Source organism: Rhizobium sp. BG4, assembly GCF_016864575.1.
Taxonomy (GTDB): domain Bacteria; phylum Pseudomonadota; class Alphaproteobacteria; order Rhizobiales; family Rhizobiaceae; genus Rhizobium.
Genome location: NZ_CP044125.1, coordinates 2427119 through 2447809, shown reverse-complemented (window position 1 = coordinate 2447809; position 20691 = coordinate 2427119). Strand labels below are relative to the sequence as shown.

Annotated in this window: 18 protein-coding genes and 1 pseudogene; 13 read left to right on the top strand and 6 right to left on the bottom strand. The window is 63.3% G+C overall.

Features of this window, described 5'->3' with window-relative positions:
- Window positions 1-18: 18 nt before the first annotated feature.
- From glgC to F2982_RS12445, 7 genes are all read left to right on the top strand, one after another.
- A complete protein-coding gene (gene glgC / locus F2982_RS12475; RefSeq protein WP_130282166.1) occupies window positions 19-1281 on the top strand; it encodes a glucose-1-phosphate adenylyltransferase in 1263 nt (420 codons plus the stop codon).
- Between the two features lie 3 nt (window positions 1282-1284).
- Entirely contained in the window at window positions 1285-2727 is a 1443-nt protein-coding gene (gene glgA / locus F2982_RS12470) for a glycogen synthase GlgA (protein ID WP_112719712.1), read from the top strand.
- 6 nt (window positions 2728-2733) lie between these two features.
- The gene (locus F2982_RS12465) at window positions 2734-4365 is read left to right on the top strand and encodes an alpha-D-glucose phosphate-specific phosphoglucomutase (protein ID WP_203428011.1); all 1632 of its coding nucleotides are present in this window, start codon (window positions 2734-2736) and stop codon (window positions 4363-4365) included.
- A 10-nt stretch (window positions 4366-4375) separates the two neighbouring features.
- Window positions 4376-6346: a glycogen debranching protein GlgX gene (gene glgX, locus F2982_RS12460; protein ID WP_203428010.1), complete on the top strand. Its 1971-nt coding sequence runs from the start codon at window positions 4376-4378 to the stop codon at window positions 6344-6346.
- 90 nt (window positions 6347-6436) lie between these two features.
- Window positions 6437-6922, top strand: coding sequence for a MaoC family dehydratase (locus F2982_RS12455; protein ID WP_203428009.1), 486 nt, complete (start codon window positions 6437-6439; stop codon window positions 6920-6922).
- A 61-nt stretch (window positions 6923-6983) separates the two neighbouring features.
- The gene (locus F2982_RS12450) at window positions 6984-7154 is read left to right on the top strand and encodes a hypothetical protein (RefSeq protein ID WP_203428008.1); all 171 of its coding nucleotides are present in this window, start codon (window positions 6984-6986) and stop codon (window positions 7152-7154) included.
- A gap of 18 nt (window positions 7155-7172) precedes the next feature.
- Entirely contained in the window at window positions 7173-7589 is a 417-nt protein-coding gene (locus F2982_RS12445) for a type II toxin-antitoxin system VapC family toxin (RefSeq protein ID WP_203428007.1), read from the top strand.
- 7 nt (window positions 7590-7596) lie between these two features.
- On the opposite strand, the gene F2982_RS12440 is transcribed toward F2982_RS12445, so the two are convergent.
- The 5 genes from F2982_RS12440 to F2982_RS12420 are packed head-to-tail and all read right to left on the bottom strand — an operon-like array spanning window position 7597 to window position 13133.
- Entirely contained in the window at window positions 7597-8145 is a 549-nt protein-coding gene (locus F2982_RS12440; protein WP_203428006.1) for a sarcosine oxidase subunit gamma, read from the bottom strand.
- Entirely contained in the window at window positions 8138-11131 is a 2994-nt protein-coding gene (locus F2982_RS12435; RefSeq protein ID WP_203428005.1) for a sarcosine oxidase subunit alpha, read from the bottom strand. Before F2982_RS12435 ends, F2982_RS12440 begins: the two co-directional genes overlap by 8 nt.
- The gene (locus F2982_RS12430) at window positions 11128-11466 is read right to left on the bottom strand and encodes a sarcosine oxidase subunit delta (protein WP_130282178.1); all 339 of its coding nucleotides are present in this window, start codon (window positions 11464-11466) and stop codon (window positions 11128-11130) included. Before F2982_RS12430 ends, F2982_RS12435 begins: the two co-directional genes overlap by 4 nt.
- 12 nt (window positions 11467-11478) lie before the next feature.
- Window positions 11479-11880 carry a hypothetical protein gene (locus F2982_RS12425; protein WP_203428004.1) on the bottom strand — a complete coding sequence of 134 codons (402 nt, stop codon included), beginning with the start codon at window positions 11878-11880 and terminating at the stop codon, window positions 11479-11481.
- Window positions 11880-13133, bottom strand: a complete 1254-nt coding sequence (locus F2982_RS12420) for a sarcosine oxidase subunit beta family protein (RefSeq protein WP_112719720.1) — start codon at window positions 13131-13133, stop codon at window positions 11880-11882. The genes F2982_RS12425 and F2982_RS12420 overlap by 1 nt, the downstream gene beginning before the upstream one ends.
- A 181-nt stretch (window positions 13134-13314) precedes the next feature.
- Between F2982_RS12420 and F2982_RS12415 the strand changes: the two genes are divergently transcribed.
- The 4 genes and pseudogenes from F2982_RS12415 to F2982_RS12400 all read left to right on the top strand — a co-directional run bounded on the left by F2982_RS12415 (window position 13315) and on the right by F2982_RS12400 (window position 17022).
- Window positions 13315-13998, top strand: coding sequence for a response regulator transcription factor (locus tag F2982_RS12415; RefSeq protein ID WP_112719721.1), 684 nt, complete (start codon window positions 13315-13317; stop codon window positions 13996-13998).
- On the top strand, window positions 13995-15347 hold the full coding sequence (locus F2982_RS12410) for a HAMP domain-containing sensor histidine kinase (RefSeq protein WP_203428003.1): 1353 nt from the start codon (window positions 13995-13997) through the stop codon (window positions 15345-15347). Before F2982_RS12415 ends, F2982_RS12410 begins: the two co-directional genes overlap by 4 nt.
- A gap of 71 nt (window positions 15348-15418) precedes the next feature.
- Window positions 15419-15979 (top strand): methyltransferase domain-containing protein, encoded by a 561-nt coding sequence (locus F2982_RS12405; RefSeq protein WP_203428002.1) that lies wholly within the window; start codon window positions 15419-15421, stop codon window positions 15977-15979.
- Window positions 15980-16045: 66 nt separating this feature from the next.
- Window positions 16046-17022 (top strand): annotated as a pseudogene (locus F2982_RS12400) (FecR domain-containing protein).
- Here the strand turns inward: F2982_RS12400 and F2982_RS12395 are convergent.
- Window positions 17019-19196 (bottom strand): adenylate/guanylate cyclase domain-containing protein, encoded by a 2178-nt coding sequence (locus tag F2982_RS12395; protein WP_203430059.1) that lies wholly within the window; start codon window positions 19194-19196, stop codon window positions 17019-17021. The pseudogene F2982_RS12400 and the gene F2982_RS12395 sit on opposite strands and share 4 nt — an antisense overlap.
- Window positions 19197-19464: 268 nt before the next feature.
- Between F2982_RS12395 and rpsU the strand changes: the two genes are divergently transcribed.
- The gene (gene rpsU / locus F2982_RS12390) at window positions 19465-19677 is read left to right on the top strand and encodes a 30S ribosomal protein S21 (protein ID WP_003585885.1); all 213 of its coding nucleotides are present in this window, start codon (window positions 19465-19467) and stop codon (window positions 19675-19677) included.
- A gap of 139 nt (window positions 19678-19816) precedes the next feature.
- Complete coding sequence (locus F2982_RS12385) at window positions 19817-20686, top strand: tetratricopeptide repeat protein (protein WP_112719725.1); 870 nt, start codon at window positions 19817-19819, stop codon at window positions 20684-20686.
- The last annotated feature ends 5 nt before the right edge of the window (window positions 20687-20691 follow it).

The following is a 20691-nucleotide window of genomic DNA, read 5'->3' as shown; positions in this document are numbered from 1 at the left end:
TGGTGGGAGGAGTAGACTATGGTAGAGAAGCGCATTCAGCCACTTGCCCGCGATGCAATGGCTTACGTTCTGGCCGGCGGTAGAGGAAGCCGCCTGAAAGAACTCACCGACCGTCGAGCCAAGCCCGCGGTCTATTTCGGCGGCAAGGCGCGCATCATCGACTTCGCGCTGTCCAATGCGCTGAATTCCGGTATCCGCCGCATCGGCGTTGCCACCCAGTACAAGGCACACTCGCTGATCCGCCACATGCAGCGCGGCTGGAACTTCTTCCGCCCGGAACGTAACGAAAGCTTCGACATCCTGCCGGCCTCCCAGCGCGTTTCCGAAACGCAGTGGTATGAAGGCACCGCCGACGCGGTCTATCAGAACATCGACATCATCCAGGACTATGGCGTCGAATACATGGTCATCCTGGCCGGCGACCACGTCTACAAGATGGACTACGAATACATGCTGCAGCAGCATGTCGATTCCGGCGCCGACGTCACTATCGGCTGCCTGGAAGTGCCGCGCATGGAAGCAACCGGCTTCGGCGTCGTCCATGTCGACGAGACCGACCGGATCATCGACTTCGTCGAGAAGCCCGCCGATCCGCCATCGATCCCCGGCAAGCCGGAAAGCTCCTTCGCTTCGATGGGCATCTATGTCTTCCACACGAAGTTCCTGATCGATGCCTTGCGGCGTGATGCCGCCGATCCGAATTCCAGCAAGGACTTCGGCAAGGACATCATCCCCTATATCGTCAAGAACGGTAAGGCCGTCGCCCACCGCTTCGCCCAGTCCTGCGTCCGTTCCGATTTCGAGAACGAGCCCTACTGGCGTGACGTCGGCACGATCGAAGCCTACTGGCAGGCCAATATCGACCTGACGGCTATCGTTCCCGATCTCGATATCTACGACAAGTCCTGGCCGATCTGGACCTATGCCGAGATCACCCCTCCGGCGAAATTCGTCCACGACGACGAGAACCGCCGCGGCTCGGCAACGTCCTCGGTCGTCGCCGGCGATTGCATCATTTCCGGCGCCAGCCTCAACAAGAGCCTTCTCTTCACCGGCGTTCGCGCTAATTCATATTCGAAACTCGAAGGCGCGGTCGTTCTGCCGAGTGTCAAGATCGGCCGCCGCGCCCAGCTGAAGAACGTCGTGATCGATCATGGTGTCGTCATTCCGGAAGGCCTCATCGTCGGTGAGGATCCCATATTGGATGCCAAGCGCTTCCGGCGCACGGAGAGCGGCATTTGCCTGATCACGCAGCCCATGATCGATAAGCTGGATCTTTAACATATGAAAGTTCTTTCGGTTTCGTCCGAAGTCTTCCCTTTGATCAAAACAGGGGGGCTCGCCGATGTGGCGGGCGCCCTGCCCATCGCTCTCAAGCGGTTCGGTATCGAGACGAAGACCCTCATGCCCGGCTATCCGGCCGTCATGCGGGCCATTCGCAATCCGGTCGTCCGCCTTCAGTTCGATGATCTCCTGGGAGAGCCTGCGACGGTTCTGGAAGTGCAGCACGAGGGTCTCGATATCCTCGTGCTCGATGCCCCCGCCTATTACGATCGCCCGGGCGGTCCCTATCTGGACCAGACCGGCAAGGACTATCCCGACAACTGGCGGCGCTTTGCCGCCCTGTCTCTGGCAGGCGCCGAGATCGCTGCCGGCCTGATGCCCGACTGGCGCCCGGATCTCGTCCATGCCCATGACTGGCAGGCAGCACTCACGCCCGTCTACATGCGCTACTACCCGACGCCGGAACTGCCGAGCGTTCTCACCGTCCACAACATCGCCTTCCAGGGCCAGTTCGGCGCCGAGATCTTCCCCGGTCTTCGCCTGCCGCCGCATGCCTTCTCCACCGAGAGCATCGAATATTACGGCCATATCGGCTATCTCAAGGGCGGCCTGCAGACTTCCTGGGCGATCACCACGGTCAGTCCGTCCTATGCGGACGAAATCCTGACGCCGGAATTCGGCATGGGTCTCGAGGGCGTCATTGCCAGCCGCCGCGACGCGCTGCACGGCATCGTCAACGGTATCGACGCCGATATCTGGAACCCGGCGACCGACCCAGTCGTCCACACCCATTACGGCCCGGCGACGCTGAAGAACCGCGCCGAGAATCGCAAGTCGATCTCCGAATTCTTCCGCCTGCACGACGACGACGCACCGATCTTCTGCATCATCAGCCGCCTGACCTGGCAGAAGGGTATGGACCTGATCGCCGCGACGGCCGACCAGATCGTCGCGCTCGGCGGCAAGCTCGCCATTCTCGGCTCCGGCGATCCGGCGCTCGAAGGCTCGCTGCTCGCCGCTGCCGCGCGTCACCCCGGCCGCATCGGCATCTCGATCGGCTATAACGAGCCGATGTCCCACCTGATGCAGGCCGGCTGCGACGCGATCATCATCCCCTCGCGATTCGAGCCTTGCGGCCTGACGCAGCTCTATGGCCTGCGCTACGGCTGCGTGCCGATCGTCGCCCGCACCGGTGGCCTCAACGACACGGTAATCGATGCTAACCATGCCGCGCTTGCGGCTAAAGTTGCGACAGGAATACAGTTTTCTCCCGTCACGGCTGAGGGTATGCTACAGGCCATCCGCCGCGCGATGACACTCTATGCGGATCAAAAAGTCTGGACCCAACTGCAAAAGCAGGGCATGAAATCGGATGTCTCGTGGGAGAAGAGCGCCGAACGCTACGCTGCCCTGTATTCAAGCCTCGCCCCGAAAGGCAAGTGACAGAAAATGAACAAGTCCGTATCCACCACGCCCTACCAGGATCAGAAACCCGGCACCTCGGGTCTCCGCAAGAAGGTCCCGGTCTTCCAGCAGCCGAACTATGCTGAGAACTTCATCCAGTCGATCTTTGATTCGCTGGAAGGCTACCAGGGCAAGAGCCTCGTCATCGGTGGTGACGGACGCTACTACAACCGCGAAGTCATCCAGAAGGCGATCAAGCTCGCCGCCGCAAACGGCTTCGGCAAGGTCATCGTCGGCAAGGGCGGCATTCTCTCGACGCCTGCCGCATCGCATATCATCCGCAAGTACAAGGCCTTCGGCGGCATCATCCTGTCTGCCAGCCACAATCCCGGCGGCCCGACCGAAGATTTCGGCATCAAGTACAATGTCAGCAATGGCGGCCCGGCCCCTGAAAAGATCACCGACGCGATCTATGCGCGCACCAAGGTAATCGACAGCTACAAGATCGCCGACTTCTCCGACGTCAATATCGACCGCATCGGCAAGGAAGAGCTTCCGGGCGGCATGATCCTCTCGGTCATCGACTCGGTCGAAGACTACGCCGCGATGATGGAAGAGCTGTTCGATTTCGGCGCCATCCGCAACCTGATCAGCCTCGGCTTCCGCATCGCCTTCGATGCGATGAGCGCCGTCACCGGCCCCTATGCCAAGGAAATCTTCGAAAACCGCCTCGGCGCGCCGCTCGGTTCCGTGCGCAATTTCATGCCGCTGCCCGATTTCGGCGGCCACCATCCGGACCCGAACCCGGTTCACTGCAAGGAACTCTACGACGAGATGATGGGCGACGACGCCCCTGATTTCGGCGCAGCCTCCGACGGCGACGGCGACCGCAACCTGATCGTCGGCCGCGGCATCTTCGTCACCCCGTCCGACAGCCTCGCGATCCTTGCCGCCAACGCCAACCTGGCGCCCGGCTATTCCGGCGGCCTCGCCGGTATCGCCCGCTCCATGCCGACCTCGGGCGCCGCCGACCGCGTCGCCGAAAAGCGCGGCATCGGCATCTACGAGACCCCGACCGGCTGGAAGTTCTTCGGCAACCTGCTCGACGCCGGCATGGCGACGATCTGCGGTGAGGAAAGTGCGGGCACCGGTTCGAACCACGTCCGCGAGAAGGACGGCCTCTGGGCCGTGCTGCTGTGGCTGAACATCCTCGCCGTCCGTGGCGAAAGCGTCCAGGACGTCGTCACCCAGCATTGGCAGACCTACGGCCGCAACTACTATTCGCGCCACGACTACGAAGGCGTGGATACCGATGCCGCAAACGGCCTGATCGACAATCTGCGCACCCAGCTTCCGACCCTGCCGGGCAAGAGCTTCGGCAGCCTGACAGTCGAGAAGGCAGACGATTTTGCCTATCACGATCCGGTCGACAAGTCGGTCAGCGAGCATCAGGGCATCCGCATCCTCTTCAAGGGCGGCTCCCGCGTCGTCTTCCGTCTCTCCGGCACTGGCACGTCTGGCGCAACCCTGCGCGTCTATATCGAGCGTTACGAGCCGGATTCGAGCCGGCACAATATCGAAACGCAGGAGGCGCTGGCCGACCTGATCGCCGCCGCGGAGGCCATCGCCGACATCCGCAAGCGCACGGGCCGGGACGCACCTTCCGTCATCACCTGACCGGGGGCACATGCGGGCAGACAACAGGGCACAAGGCGGCGCCGTTCTTTTCGAAACCGGCGTCGAGTTCACAGTCTGGTCGCACCACGCCGCAGAGATCCAGCTCTGCCTTTTCGACAAGAGCGGCAACAAGGAAGTCGCGCGCCTGCCTATGGCGCGCGAGGACGGCCACTTCCATCGCCTCTTCGTCGACAATCTGAAGGAAGGCGCCCGCTACGGCCTACGAGCCGATGGCATCTATTCGCCTGACAACGGCCTCTGGTTCGACCCCTCGAAACTCCTCGTCGACCCCTATGCCAAAGAGATCGACAGGCCTTTCAAGCACGATCCGCGCCTGGGCATCTTGGGCGAAGACACCCAGGATCTGATGCCGAAAGCGATCGTCACCCGCGACCAGAAGGCCAAACCCGGCAAGCCGCTCTTCCACCCCGGCGGCTTCATCTACGAAGTGGCCGTCAAACCCTTCACGATCCTGCATCCTGATGTGCCCGAAAAGCAGCGCGGCACGGTGGCGGCGCTGGCCCATCCCTCGATCATCACCCACCTGAAGCGGATCGGCGTCGATGCGATCGAGCTGATGCCGATCACCGCCTGGATCGACGAGCGCCATCTGCCGCCGCTCAATCTCACCAATGGCTGGGGCTATAACCCTGTCGCCTTCATGGCGCTCGATCCGCGCCTCTGCCCTGGCGGCATGGCCGAACTCAGGGATACGGTCGCCAAGCTGCATGCCGAAGGCATCGCCGTCATCCTCGACCTCGTCTTCAACCATACCGGCGAGAGCGACCGCTATGGCACGACGCTGTCGCTGCGCGGTCTGGACAATCTCTCCTTCTACCACCACCTGCCCGGCCGCAACGGCGAACTCGTCAACGACACCGGAACCGGCAACACCGTTGCCTGCGACCATCCCTATGTCCGCCAGCTGATCGTCGACAGCCTCAGGCATTTCGTCCTCGGCGCCGGCATCGATGGCTTCCGCTTCGATCTGGCGCCGGTCCTCGGCCGGACCGCCAGCGGCTTCGAGGGCCGCGGCCAGACGCTGACCGCGCTCCTCGCCGACGAGGTCCTTGCCGACCGGGTCATGATCGCCGAGCCCTGGGATATCGGCCCCGGCGGCTACCAGCTCGGCAATTTCCCCGCCCCCTTCCTGGAATGGAACGATCGCGTCCGCGACGACATCCGCTGCTACTGGCGCGGCGACGACTGGAAGACCGGGCCGCTCGCAACGGCACTCGCCGGCTCCTCCGACATTTTCGGCCGTGATGGCCGCCAGGCCACCCGCAGCGTCAACTTCCTCGCCGCCCATGACGGCTTCACGCTGAAAGACCTCGTCTCCTATAACGGCAAGCACAACGAGGCGAATGGCGAAGCCAACCGCGACGGCCACAACGAGAACCACTCGTGGAACAACGGCGTCGAAGGCGAGACCAAATATCCCGATATCAACGCCAGGCGCCGCGCCGACCTGATGGCGCTGATTGCCACGCTCTTCGCCAGCCGCGGCAGCATCATGCTGACGGCAGGCGACGAAGGCGGCCGCACCCAGCGCGGCAACAACAACGCCTATTGTCAGGATAACGAGATCACCTGGGTCGACTGGAAGGCGCTGGACGACGAGCTGATCGCCCACACGGCCTTCGTCTCCGGCCTCAGGAAGCGCTTCTCCGTCTTCTCCGAAAGCAACTTCTTCACCGGCAACGGCGATGTCGCCTGGCTCTCTCCGTCCGGACAACCGATGACGACGGGCGAATGGGAAACACCGAACCTTGCCTCCTTCGGCATGATGCTCGCGACCCGGGACGGAACCGCGCGCAAAATCGTCCGGCTCGCCATCGTCTTCAACCGGTCGAACGATCCGCTTCCCTTCACGCTGCCGGCCGGATCCGGATGGCGCGAGCTCAGCCGCTCGGGCGGTAAAAAAGTCGCCCCGGCGGTAACCCTTCCCGCCCGCAGCGCTATGTTCTATCTGGAAAATTAGGCTTCCCGGCCATCCCCGGCGAATCCTTGTCGCAAACGTCATAAAGGCGCGATAAGGCTTCACGCCTGCGGCCGTTTTGACGAGGACTGAATGGGTAAGGAAATTGCACTCGCCGACGTGATGGGTCTCGTCGGCACCGAGACCGGCGTGTCCGACTGGATCACGGTCGACCAGACGATGATCGACGCCTTCGCCGGCGCCACCAACGATCACCAGTTCATCCATACCGATCCGGAACGCGCCGCCGCCGAGAGCCCCTATGGCGGAACAATCGCCCACGGCTTTCTGACGCTCTCGCTGCTCTCGGCCATGAATTTCGACGCCCTGCCGAAGATCCGCGAACAGACGATGGGCATCAACTACGGCTTCGACAAGATCCGCTTCATGTCGCCGGTCAAGTGCGGCGCCCGCATCCGCGCCCGCTTCACCCTCGCCGACGCCCGCCTGCGCGGCGCAGCAATGATGATGACGACCTATGAAGTGACGGTGGAAATCGAAAACGAGAAGAAGCCGGCACTGACCGCGACGTGGATTACCATCGCGCAGTTTGATCCGAAGGATCGGCCGGCAATCTAGAGTTACAATTCCGGAAAGCCACCCTCTCGCATTCGGGCTTGAAACATACTATGTTGAGCTCATGACCAAGGTGTTGAAGCAGTCCACCGTCACCGTACGTGACAGCAAAACCGGACAGTTTGTAACTGTCCGCGGTGTCGGCGCGCTCAAAGGTCAGGCGCTCGATCTTCGCAAGGGTGTCGATCTCACCAAACCCATCGCCTCGCAAACGCTCGACAAAAAACAAAAATAGGGACTTCGCTTGCGGGGAGTGCTGCTCGACACTCACACACTCTATTGGCTCGTGAGCGGAGCCGTTGATCTCGCGCCCGAAGCCTTGCTCGCCATCGGCGAGAGCCAGCAAGCCAATCTACTTTATGTTTCCCCAATCACTGCTTGGGAACTATCGCTCGCCGTCCGAAAGCAGAAGAACGCTCCCCATATCGGCGATATCACCGTCACGAAATGGTTTCGCGCAGCCGTCCGGGAGACGGGCGCCAGGATCATTCCGATCGGCCAGCGCATCGCCATCGAAGCTGCAAATGTGGTCGTTGTGACCGGACACCGCGATCCCGGCGATTGCTACTTGCTGGCAACCGCCCGGACCAGAAGGATTCCACTCGTGACGCGAGACGCAGCAATCGGCCAGATAGCCGAAACCGGCTATCTGGATATGATCTTGTGCTAGCTGGGCCTTAATGCGCCGCGTCTTCCGCGCCGTCGGCGAGCAGGCCGAAGACGAAGTCGGCGAAGGAGCGCCAGCACTCGACGCGGAACGTATCGTCCTCGGTACGGAAGATGACGATCTCGGCCTTGCCGAAGATGGTGCGCGAGCAGGCGCCGACAGGGAAAGCCGCAAGCGACAGGTCCTGCGGGCAGCCGGAAGCAAGCGCCAGTTCGGCGCCCGGGCCGGAAACGATGATGCCGACATTGCGGTGCGAGACGTCGGTTGCCGAATGCAGCACGCCGGCACCGGCAAGCGCGCCCATCAGGTCGCCGCCATTCTCGTCGATGACCAGCCATTCATCCGGCCCGATCCAGAGAACCGAGCGGCCATTGACGCGGCCGGAGGTCTTCGGCGCGTTCGGGATGGTGACGCCGAGCGCCGACGACAGGGCCGAAAGCGAAGCCTGCGGCGCGCGCAGCGCAACGCGGGTGGCGTTTGCCGCGGGTGTCAGGCGCACGGCCCAGGAGCCGCCCTGACGGCCGGCGAGAACGGATCTACGGGTTGCGGTCTCAGCCATTGATCCGGCCTCCTTCCTTGTCAAAGAACACCATGTCAGTCACCTCGACCGCGATCGTCTTGTCGGGCATCGGGATATAGAGCGTCTCGCCCATCCGCGCACGGCCACCGGCAACAAGCGCGAAGGCGATCGACCGGCCGCAATTTTCCGACCAGTAGGACGAGGTCACGTGGCCGAGCATGGTCATCGGCTTCGGCTCGTTCGGATTGGCGACGACTTGCGCGCCTTCTTCCAGAACGACCTTCGGGTCCTTGGTGACGAGACCGACCAGCTGCTTGCGGCCTTCCTTCGTCAGGTCGATACGCTTCAGGCCGCGGATACCGACGAAATCGGTCTTCTTCTTGGACACAGCCCAGGAGAGGCCGGCATCGTCAGGCGTAACCGTACCGTCGGTATCCTGACCGACGATGATGTAGCCCTTCTCAGCGCGCAGCACGTGCATCGTCTCGGTGCCGTAGGCGCAGGCACCGAGCGGCTCGGCATTGGCCCAGACGGCTTCGAGAACGGCCTGGCCATAATCGGCAGGAACGTTGATTTCGAAACCGGCTTCACCGGTGAACGAGACGCGGAACAGACGGGCCGGAACACCCATGACCTTGCATTCGGCAACGCTCATGTGCGGGAAGGCTTCGTTGGAAATATCGACGCCTTCGACGAGCGGAGCAATGATCTCGCGCGCTTTCGGACCCTGCACGGCGATAACCGCCCATTGTTCGGTGACCGAGGTCAGCCAAACGTTCAGATGCGGGAACTCGGTCTGCAGGTAATCTTCCATGTGGTTGAGAACGCGCGGCGCACCGCCTGTTGTCGTCGTCACATGGAAGCGATCCTCGCTGAGGCGGCCGACGACGCCGTCGTCGTAAACGAAGCCGTCTTCGCGCGTCATGATGCCGTAGCGGCACTTGCCGGGCTTTAGCGTGTCCCAGGCGTTGGTGTACATCAGGTTCATGAACTGGGCCGCATCGGGACCGACCACCTCGATCTTGCCGAGGGTGGAGGCGTCGAAGACACCAGCCACGTCACGCGCCGTCTTGCATTCACGCGCAACGGCCTGATGCATGGTCTCGCCCGCACGCGGGTAGAACCAGGCACGCTTCCAGTTGCCGACGTCCTCGAACACGGCGCCATGGGCCTCTTCCCACTGGTGGAGCGGCGTCTTGCGCGTCGGATCGAACAGCTCGCCGCGCGAATGCGCAATCAGCGTTCCGTAGGTAACAGGCGTGTACGGTGCGCGGAAGGTCGTGAGACCCACCTGCGGGATGTCCTTGCCGAGCATTTCGGCGGCGATCGCCAGGCCGTGCATGTTGGAAAGCTTGCCCTGGTCAGAAGCCATGCCGTTCGTCGTGAAGCGCTTGATGTGCTCGATCGAATGCATGCCTTCGCGAACCGCGAGGCGGATATCCTTGGCGCAGACGTCGTGCTGGAAGTCGATGAAAGCCTTGGCGCTCGTATCGGGGCCGGCACCTTCGGCAGCGCCGATCATCCCGCCCGTCCACTGGAAGGCCTGCTCGGCCGAGATGCTGATCTTGCCACTCGCCTGCTTGCCCGATGCCTGAGCCATGAGCTCGCCAGCGGCGAGCGATTCCTCGATCGTCTGCTGCAGGTCGTCGGTACCGTTGCAGGCGCCGACAGAGAGGCATTCCTGGGCATAGGTGCCCGGCAGGAAACGTTCGGTTTCCACCTCGAACTTCACCTTGCCGCGCGACTGCGAGAACAGGTGCACCGAAGGCGTCCAGCCGGCCGAAACCAGCAGCGCATCGATGGCGATCTTGTGCGGCGAACCGCCGCCATTGCGCACGACACTCATCGAGGAGACGCGCAGCTTGCCTGCCGTGTCGATGACGGCATGGCCGGTCAGCACTTCGATGCCGAGCGAACGTGCCTCGGCGAGAACAGCGGCACCCGGCTGCGGACGGCAATCGACGATCGCGGCAATCGCCACACCGGCGCGCTTCAGATCGAAGGCCGCTTCATATGCCGAGTCATGCGCCGTATAGACGCCAACCTTGGCGCCGACGGCGACGCCGTACTGGTTGAGATACATGCGGGCGGCGGAGGCCAGCATGATGCCCGGACGGTCGTTGTTGGCGAACACCATGTGGCGCTCGATCGAGCCGTTGGCGAGGATGACGCGCTTGGCACGCACCTGCCACAGACGCTCGCGCGGCAGGTCCCGGCCTGGCTTCGCCATATGGTCGGTCACGCGCTCGGCAAGCGCGATGAAATTGTGGTTGTAGTAGCCGAAGGCAGTCGTGCGCGTCAGCACCTGGACATTGTCCATCGCGCGCAACTTGGCGGCCGTCTGCTGCGCCCAGGTGTAACCGTCGACGCCGTCGATCTTCACGCCGCTGTCGTAGCGCAGCGCGCCACCGACATCGGGCTGCTCGTCGCAGATGATGACGCTGGCACCGGCTTCCGCAGCTGCAAGAGCCGCCGAAAGACCGGCAACGCCGGCACCGGCAACCAGCACGTCGCAATGCGCATAGCGGCTGGCATAGTGATCGGGATCGGCTTCGGTTGGCGCAACGCCGAGACCAGCCGCACGGCGGATCATCGGCTCGTAGATGTGCTTCCACGCGGCCTTCGGCCACATGAAGGTCTTGTAGTAGAAGCCGGCCGCAAAGAAGGGCGACATCAGATTGTTGATGCCGCCGATGTCGAAGGCGAGCGACGGGAAGCGGTTCTGCGACTTGACGATCATGCCGTCGAAGACTTCCTGAACCGTGGCGCGCACGTTCGGCTGTTTGCGGGCGCTGTCGCGGGCCACGTCGATCAGCGCATTCGGCTCTTCCGCACCGGCCGACAGGATGCCGCGCGGACGGTGATACTTGAACGAGCGGCCGACGAGGTGAATGCCGTTGGCAATCAGCGCCGAGGCGACGGTATCGCCTTCAAGCGCGGTATAGCTCTTGCCGTCGAAGGTGAAACGGGCGGTCTTGGCAGGCGTCAGGCGGCCCTTGCCGGCAATACGGTTTGCGCCGCTCATTTCGCGTCTCCCTCGGTCGCTTGGGTTTCGACGGGGGCGTGCGGGATGGTGGCCGCGCCGATATCCGGCTTCGGCTCGCCTGCCTTGTACGTCTTGATGAATTTGTCGCTGATCGTGTCGCGCGCCGCATTGAAGAAGCGGCCGCAGCCATGCATGTGGCGCCAGCGCTCGAAGATCAGGCCCTTCGGGTTGTCGCGCAGGAAGAAATATTCCTCGAAAGCCTCGTCGGAGATCGAGGCGATATCGGTGGGGCGGGCGATATGTGCATCGCCGGCACCGCGGAATTCGAGCTCGGAGCGCTCTTCCTGACAATATGGGCAGTAGATCAGTAGCATTTGATACCCGTCTTAGAGTTCCGATCCGGACACGATGGTTCCGGGAGGTTGATTGCAAAGCCGCCTGCCAAGCGCGACATAGGGGCCGATCCGTTTGAGCAGCTGCTCGAAATTGTCATAGGGCTTCAGCACATCCGTTATTCCGATATTTGCGAAAGCCATTCCGTATAAGTCCGTGTCGATCACGTAGGCCCGGTCTTTGGAACCACCCTCCGACGGCAGGAAATAGATCGCCGGCTGGTGGAAAACGAAGGCGCAGGCGAGCATTCCGCTATCAGCAACAAAGGGCCAGTCCTTCTCGCCCCCTGCCCTTTCGATCTTCTGAAGCCGGAAATCCTGGGCTTCCGGCACGACATTGCTTGCGGGCATCGCCCCCATGACAAGTCCTGCCGAAAGGAGGACCTCCGCAATCATCAGTGCGCAACGGCGGCAGCCGCTGCCTCGTCGATCAGGCGGCCGGTGCGGAAGCGATCCAGCGTCAGCCCAGCATTGAACTTGTGCGGCTCGTCGCGGGCGATGAGATGCGCAAACAGGTTCGCCGAACCCGGCGTCGCCTTGAAGCCGCCGGTACCCCAGCCGCAGTTGACATAAAGACCCGGAACCGGCGTCTTCGACTGGATCGCCGAACGATCCGGCGTGTTGTCGACGATACCGCCCCACTGGCGCATCATCTTGACGCGGCGGAACATCGGGAAGAGTTCACAGATCGCATCAAGCGTATGCGTGATGATCTGCAGGCCGCCGGTCTGCGAGTAGGAATTATACTGGTCCGTACCGGCGCCGATGACGAGCTCGCCCTTGTCCGACTGCGAAATATAGGCGTGCACCGTGTTCGACATCACGACGCAGGGGAAGATCGGCTTCAGCGGCTCGGAAACCAGCGCCTGAAGCGGGCTCGACTGCAGCGGCACGCGGACATCGGCCATGTTCATGACGACGGTCGAGTGACCGGCAGCGGAAACGCCGATCTTCTTCGCGCCGATATAGCCGCGATTGGTCTCGACACCGGTGACGCGCCCATCCGGTCCGCGGCGGATGCCGGTGACTTCGCAATTCTGGATGATGTGGACGCCGCGATCGGAGGCAGCGCGGGCATAGCCCCAGGCAACCGCATCGTGACGAGCCGTGCCGCCACGGCGCTGCAGAGCGGCGCCATTGATCGGATAACGCGCCGTCGCCGAGATATCGAGCGGCGGGCAATAGGCCTTGGCCTGCTCCGGCGTCAGCCATTCATTGTCGATGCCGTAGAGGCGGTTCGCGTGGATGTGGCGCTTGAAGGACTGCTGGTCGTGCACATTATGCGAGAGCATCATCACGCCGCGCGGCGAGTACATCACATTGTAGTTGAGGTCCTGGGAGAGGTTCTCCCAGAGCTTCATCGAATGCTCATAGATGTGCATGCTCTCTTCATAGAGATAGTTCGAGCGGATGATGGTCGTGTTGCGGCCGGTATTGCCGCCGCCGAGCCAGCCCTTCTCGAGCACCGCGACATTGGTGATGCCGTGCTCCTTGGCAAGGTAATAGGCAGCACCGAGACCATGGCCGCCGCCGCCGATGATGATGACGTCGTATTCCGCGCGCGGTTCCGGAGAGGTCCACTGCTTCTCCCAGCCCTTGTGGGCTCGGAGGGCTTCTCTCGCAACGGCAAAGACCGAGTATTTCCGCATCCGCCATCATCTCCTTCAGGGACAGGCATTCTTCTTCGTGGCAATACAAATCGCAAATCCAAATGCGGCACAACGTTTCTTTTGCGACGTGGACGGGCTTTTGTTTGACATGCGCGAAATCGCGGGCCGCGCGTCATGTTCACGCAATGTTGGGCAGGCAAGCCGCTGCAGGGAGATTACCATGCGGTTGCTGCTAGCCGAAGACGAAGCCGAGCTTGCCGCCGTTTTGTCGGCGGCGCTGCAGAGCCACGACCTCGTCGTCGATCATGTCGCGACACTGGCCGACGCTGCCGAAGCACTGAAATCCAACCGCTACGATGCCTTGCTGCTCGATCGCAGCCTGCCGGATGGAGACGGCCTGTCACTGCTCGGCCAGGGCCGCAGCGCCACCCTCAACGCCAGCACGCCGGCAATCATGCTAACGGCCCGCGGCGATCTGGCCGACCGGATCGAGGGGCTGGACAAGGGCGCCGACGACTATCTCGCCAAACCCTTTGCGACCGCCGAACTGATGGCGCGGCTGCGCGCCGTCCTTCGCCGGCCGGGTACGCTGGAAACCGCACCGCTGAAGCTCGGCGCGCTGACATTCGATATCCTTAACCGCGAGGCCAGTGTCCGCGGCATTCCGCTCGTTCTGCCGCGCCGGGAGCTCCTAGTGCTGGAAGCGCTGATGCGCCGTGCCGGTCGGACCGTCGAGCGCTCGGTGCTCGAAAATGCCGTCTACGGCATCGACGACGAGATCCAGTCGAACGCGCTCGATACGCATGTCTCCCGCCTGCGCCGCCGGCTGGAAGCCGCCGAAGCCGGTGTCGATATCCACACGATCCGCGGCGTCGGCCACCTTCTCAGGCAGACGCATCCATGAACCGCCGTTTCCCATCGCTGAAATGGCGGCTGATCCGGCGCCTCGTCGCACTACAGGCCCTGACCATCCTGTCGCTGGGAACGGCCTTTGTTCTCGGCCTCTGGAGCATGGGCTTCATCGGCATCATTGCGCCGGATGAAGACGCCATTGCCAATGTCGCTTCGTCGATCGGATGGTCCGAGAAGGGCGAGCTCACGATCCGGAGCACGGCGGAGCTGGAGAAGGAGCGGACGGCGCCCGGCTTCTGGTTCATCGCCCGCAACGCCACGGGAAGTACCGTGTCCGAAGGCGCAGTTCCTGACGAGTTCAGGACGATCGCCGCCGTGGGCGCCGACATCGCGGAAGCGCGTTTCAATGGCGACGAACGGAAAGCCGATTCCATTGCTGCCAGAATGCAGGTCCTCGACACCCCTCACGGTCCGCTGACGGTGATCCTGGGACGCCAGGGGATCCTGCCGCCCGGTCGGCTGCTGCTGACACTGACTGCCCTGGCCTCAAGCGCGGTCTTTCCTGCGATCCTGCTGACCGGATTGATCACCATGGCCGTGACGCTGCTTGTGATGCGCAGCATACCGCGCGACCTGGAAACCCTGGCAGCCGCTGCCGGGCGGATTACCGCGGAGCAGCGCGATTACCGCCTGCCGCTCGACGCAGTTCCAGCGGAGATCGCGCCGCTGGTCACCGCCATGAACGAGACCCTGACGCGTCTGGAACAGGCTTACACTCGGCAGAAGCGCTTCATGCTCTCGGCCGCCCATGAGCTGCGCACGCCGATCGCCATCCTGCAGACGCGGATCGAAACGATGGAGCGGAGCGCCGCCACCGAAAAGCTTCTCGAAGACCTCGCCCGGCTCGCGACCCTCACCGAGCAGCTGCTCGACCTGCAAAGGTTGAACAGCGAACCGGCACAGCTGAAACCGGTCGATCTTGCCGCGCTCGCCAGACGCCAGGTCGCAGACCTCGCGCCGCTGATCGTCGCAGCCGGATACGAAGCGGACTTCGACATCCGGTCGCAGCCGCAGACGATCATGGCCGATCCGTCCTCTATCGAGCGCGCCATCGCCAACCTTGTGCAGAATGCCATCCGCCATGGCGGGCGGCGCGGCGCCATCAGCATCCGCGTCTCGGCTCCGGCGGAAATCTCGGTAGCGGACGATGGCCCGGGCATCGCGCCTGCCGATCGCGAGCGGATCTTCGAGCCCTTCCAGCGGCTGTCCGCCGATCGCGCCGGCATCGGTCTCGGCCTGCATCTTGTCCGCGAGATCGTCGAATTTCACGGTGGCGAAGTGCGCGCCGGGGACGCGCCCGGCGGCGGCGCGCGTTTCACCATGAGTTTTCCGGTGGTCTGAGGCCGCACGCAATGTCCACATCACGTGAGCTCTCCAAGACGAGCGTCAGCAAAAGCCCCGGAGAGCTCACGATGACCAAAACCTTCCTTGCAACCTTTCTGAAGACGCTGTTCGCGGCGCCGAAAACCGTCGGAGCGATCGCGCCATCGGGCTCCGGCCTCGCGCGTCTGATGACCTCGGAGATCAATCCCGCGGCAGGTCCCGTCCTCGAGCTCGGGCCGGGAACAGGCATCTTCACCGGGGCCCTGATCGCCCGCGGCATGTCGCCAAGAAATCTCACGCTGGTCGAGGTCGAGACCAGCTTCGTCAATTTGCTGCGCCGCCGCTTTCCGCAGGCAACCGTCCTGCAGCACGACGCCCGGCGGCTGCATCAGCTGGACCGCGAGGATTTCGCAGCCGTCGTCAGCGGCCTGCCGCTGCGCAACATGAGCGAAGAGACGATCCATGCAATCGTCTCCGGCGCCTTCTCGCTGATGCCGCGAGGCGGCCGCTTCTATCAGTTCACCTACGGCCAGCGATGCTCGGTCCCGGCCCCCGTTCTGCGCTCGCTCGGGCTGCAGGCGCGCAGGCTCGGCCGCGTCCAGCTGAACCTGCCGCCCGCCTCGGTCTACTGCCTTTCCAGACAGGGTTAGCCCAAGAGGGCAGGCAGACCCGTCAATGCCGCACATGCTAATATCCATATGTGTGAGGGGTATTTCATGTTGCGTTTGCGTTGCGCCATCGTCGTGGCGCTCGGTCTGTTGTTGCTCAATGCCTGGACGGCCGCCGCTGCGGAGCCTGTCGGCGAAGCTGTGCAGATCAAGACGGAAGTCACCGGCGAGCAGGGCCCCCTCATCGTCAGCTCCTCCGTCTATCGCGACGAGCGCATCCGCACCTCGCAATCCGGCCTCGGCCAGTTCGTTTTCCGCGACGGCACCAAGCTTGCCGTCGGCTGGGGTTCGTCGGTGGTCATCGATCGCTACGTCTTCGACGATTCCGATTCCGTGAAACGCCTCAGCATCAAGGCCGCCAAGGCACCTTCCGCTGGATCAGCGGCAGCTCGAAATCGTCGGCCTACCAGATCTTGACACCGGCAGGCACGATCGGCGTGCGCGGTACCGCCTTCGACTTCTATGTCGGCCCCGACGGCACGACGGCGGTGGTGCTGCTGAATGGCGCCGCGCAATTCTGCGGTCCCGGCGGCTGCCGCCAGCTGACACAGCGCTGCGACTGCGTGGTCGCCAAGCGCAATGGTGCAATGACGGATGTAAGGCCTGTCGACCGCAACGTGCTCGACACCCTGGGCACAGCACGCGCCCTGCCCTTTCTCTCCGGCAACCAGCGTCTTTCCGGAATGATGGGAACGAGCTGCGGCATGACCGCGGCCCTCCGCGACCAGCGCGATCCGGTCGCCCCGGCGCCCCGCGTCGCGCCACCACCACCTCCGCCCCCGGAAAAGCCACCGAAACCGCACAAGCCGGATAAGCCGCACAAGCCTCATAAGCCCGACAAGCCGCACAAGCCTGACCGGCCGGACAGACCCGACAGACCGGATAGGCCCGACCGCGATCACCACGGCAATCACGACCGCGGCGACGATGACCACGGAAGAGGCGATCGCGACGGCGACCGGGGCAATGACAGGGATCGCGGCGGCTGGGGCGGCAAGGGCCGCGGCTGGAGCAACAACCGCTAGGTCGCCGCCCGAGGCTGCTCATCCGCCTCCGTATCCGCGTGGCGGAAGTGATCGGTGCGCCGCGCCAGCTTGCGATAGAAATCCGGCAATTGCGGCGAGACGATCTTGGCCCGCAGACGCACCGCGCTTGCAAGCCGCCGGAGCTTCGACGAGCGGATACGCAGTGCCGCCAGCAATTCACTGTGCAAGCTGCGCAATTCCTCAAATTCCGCCGAGGCGGCAAGTTCGGCATCGCCGACGACGGCGAAGAGCTCGGTACGCGTACTCTTGCCCTTCAGCCCCACGGCCCCGGCTTCGAGCAGGGCGATCTCCGGCTGGCGCCGCGCGGTCTCCTCGGAGATCAGAATATCGAAGCCGACCTCCTTGCAGGAGGATTCGATGCGTGCCGCGACATTCACGGCATCCCCAACGGCAGAGTAATTGAAGCGCGTTTCCGCCCCCATATTGCCGACGCAGGCAATGCCGGTGTGGATGCCGATGCCGATCCCGACCGGATTGTCGGTGCCGAAACCGAAGGCATCCGTCGCGTTCAGCCGCTCCAGCGTCTCGCGCATCGCCAGCGCCGCGCGCACCGCCTTGGCCTCATGATCGGCGACATCAACCGGCGCATTCCAGAACGCCATGATCGAGTCGCCGATGAACTTGTCGAGCGTGCCTTCATTCTCGATCACATGGCGGCTCAATGCATCGAGCAGCGTGTTGAGGAAGCCGACGACGGCGGTCGGCGCCAGCCGCTCGCTGATCGCCGTGAAATGCCGGACGTCGACGAACATCACGGTGAGCTCACGATCATCGCCGCCGAGCCGCAGCGCATCGCGGTTATGCTCGATCCGGTAGAGTAGCGACGGCGAGAGGTAATGACCGAAGGCACGCCGCACCTCGCGCCGCTCGCGATCGATGACCAGGATGCGGAAGGAGGTCGCGGCGAAATGGGTGATCGAGCCGCCGACGATCGGCGCCAGCGGATCGAAGAGCAGGCCGAGCGCCGAGAAGCAGAACCACGAGGCCGCAAGCGCCAGCGCCGTGATCGCCAGACCGCAGACGAGCGCGACGGCCGGGCTGACGAAGGTGGTGACGAAGACCAGCAGCGTGCCGAGCACAGCGATCGACAGGATCTCCAGCCCATCGGCCCAATCCGGCCGTGACAGGAAGTGACCGGACAGGATCTGCTCGGCCGTCTGCGCATGCAGCGACACACCCGGCACGTTTTCGCCGAGCGCCGTGGTGCGGATATCCTGAAGTCCCGCGGCCGAAGTACCGATGAAGATGATGCTGCCATTGATCGCCTCGGCGACTGCAGGCGGCGGATCGGCCGCTCCGAGGATCAGCCGGGCGGAGATATAGCGCTCGGCCCGATCGGGCGTCACATAAAGCCAGAGCTCACCGGCAGAGGTGACGGGGACAACGAAATCGCCGATCTTGGCCGAGGTCATGACACCCGCAATTCCAGGCGCGCCGGCAAGCACATAGGTCGACGCCCCCTGCGCGACGCGCAGCGCCTCCATCGCAAGATTGGGATAGAACTGATTGCCGTCGCTGACGAAGAGCGGAACCGCGCGTACCACGGGCGAGGGATTGCCGGGATTGAGGCTGATATGCCCGATCCCCGCGGCATTCTCAGCCAAACCCGGCCGCAATGGCGTCGCGGCGGAGAGATGCGGCAGGGCCGAGGCCGGATCCTCGCCCGTGAAGGCAAAGCCCGCCTTGACCGGTGGCCGGTAATCGCCCTCGTTGGAAAGACCAAAGCCCAGCACCACGGGCTTGCCGGCAATCGCATCGGCAAAGATCTGATCGTTATCGGGGAGCCTGGCGATGACGTCAGGCGCGATCCCCTCGATCCCCGCGGCCAGCGAGCGCGGCGACAGCCGGTCCGGCTCGGCAAACAGCATGTCGAAGGCGATCGCCGCCGCACCCAGGTCCGAGAGCCGCTGGACAAGTAGCGCCAGCCGGTCGCGCGGCCAGGGCCACTGGCCGAATTCCTTCAGCGATGCCTCGTCGATATCGATGACATGAACCGGCACCGGCTCGAAGGGCCGCGGCGCAATCCGCTGATACTCGTCGAAAGTGACATCCCGCGCCTGCTGCAGCAGCGGCGGATCGCTCGCCCGAACGGCGGTCAGCGCCGCAACGATCAACAGACCGATGAACACGCCGATTTGCTGCGTACGCGTCATGAACATGCAGCGCCCTTGAGCTTGAGCCGCAAATCTACGATTCTTTCCGGGGAAAGACCATTCGCCCGTATGGATGGGTCTCGGTCTTGCAACGTCGGCGCCAATCCCCATTTTTTCCGTGAAAGCCGCTATCCCGGCTGGACTTCACCAATCCGATCTGCTATCCCGCATCACCAATCGCAAGGCTCTCGCCGCGCGAACGTTATGTTTTTGCCTCTGGCGCCGTGTCGCCTCATGGCGCAACCAAAACCAAAGGAACGTGATTCTCGTGCAGGTACTCGTCCGCGATAACAATGTTGACCAGGCTCTCCGCGCTCTCAAGAAGAAGATGCAGCGCGAAGGTATTTTCCGCGAAATGAAGATGCGCGACTATTACGAGAAGCCGTCGCAGAAGCGCGCTCGCGAAAAGGCTGAAGCCGTTCGCCGCGTTCGCAAGCTGGCTCGCAAGCGGGCACAGCGCGAAGGTCTGGTTGCACGCTAAGGCGTTGCCGTCGTTATTTCGACGTTTTCAGATGCATGTTGGCGGGGGCGATTGGTGTCGCCGCCGCCTTTTTAATTTTTGCCGCTGAAAGATCGCATATCCGGCTGCCGCGGATATGACGCATGGGGAAAGCGCACGAATGGCTGATTTCTTGTTCTCTTCGTCCCGGTCCTTGCGCGCGCCCAAGGCGCGGCTGCTGCCGATGCTCGCGGTTCTTGCCGCGGCCGGTCTCGCAGGTTGCCAGACCGACAACACCTCCGATGCCGTGATCCGCATCGACAAGGCCCAGGGCTCGGAAGGGAACATCGCCTCGCTGACCTCGGTGATCAACGCCAATCCGCGCGATCCCGAAGGCTACAACGTTCGTGGCTCCGCCTATGGCCGCGCCGGCCAGTTCAAGGCTGCGCTGAACGACTTCAACACCGCGCTGCAGATCAACCCACGCTTCTACCAGGCCTATGCCAACCGCGCGCTGGTCTACCGCAATATGGGTCAGCAGCAGCAGGCGATCGGCGACTATAACGCTGCCCTGCAGATCAACCCGAACTACGACGTCGCTTATATCGGCCGCGGTAACGTTTACCGTCAGGCTGGTCAGGACGACGCAGCCTTCAACGACTTCTCCAAGGCGATCCAGCTCGGAACGACCGACGGACGCGCCTATCACAATCGCGGCCTAATCTTCCAGAAGCGCAATCAGCAGGACAAGGCGATCGACGACTTCTCGAAGGCGATCTCGCTCTCTCCGAATTCGCCCGAGCCCTATAACGGCCGCGGCATTTCCTATATCGCGCTGAACGACGACGACAACGCCTTCGCCGATTTCAACCACGCGATCGAGCTCAACGGCAATGTCGCCGAGTCCTGGGCCAACCAGGCGCTGGTCTACGAGCGCCGCGGCGACAAGGACAAGGCGATGCGCTCCTATCGCCACGCTGTCGGCCTCGACCCGAAGTACCAGCCGGCCCGCGACGGCATGGCTCGACTCGGCGCACCCAGCAACGGCTGATCCTG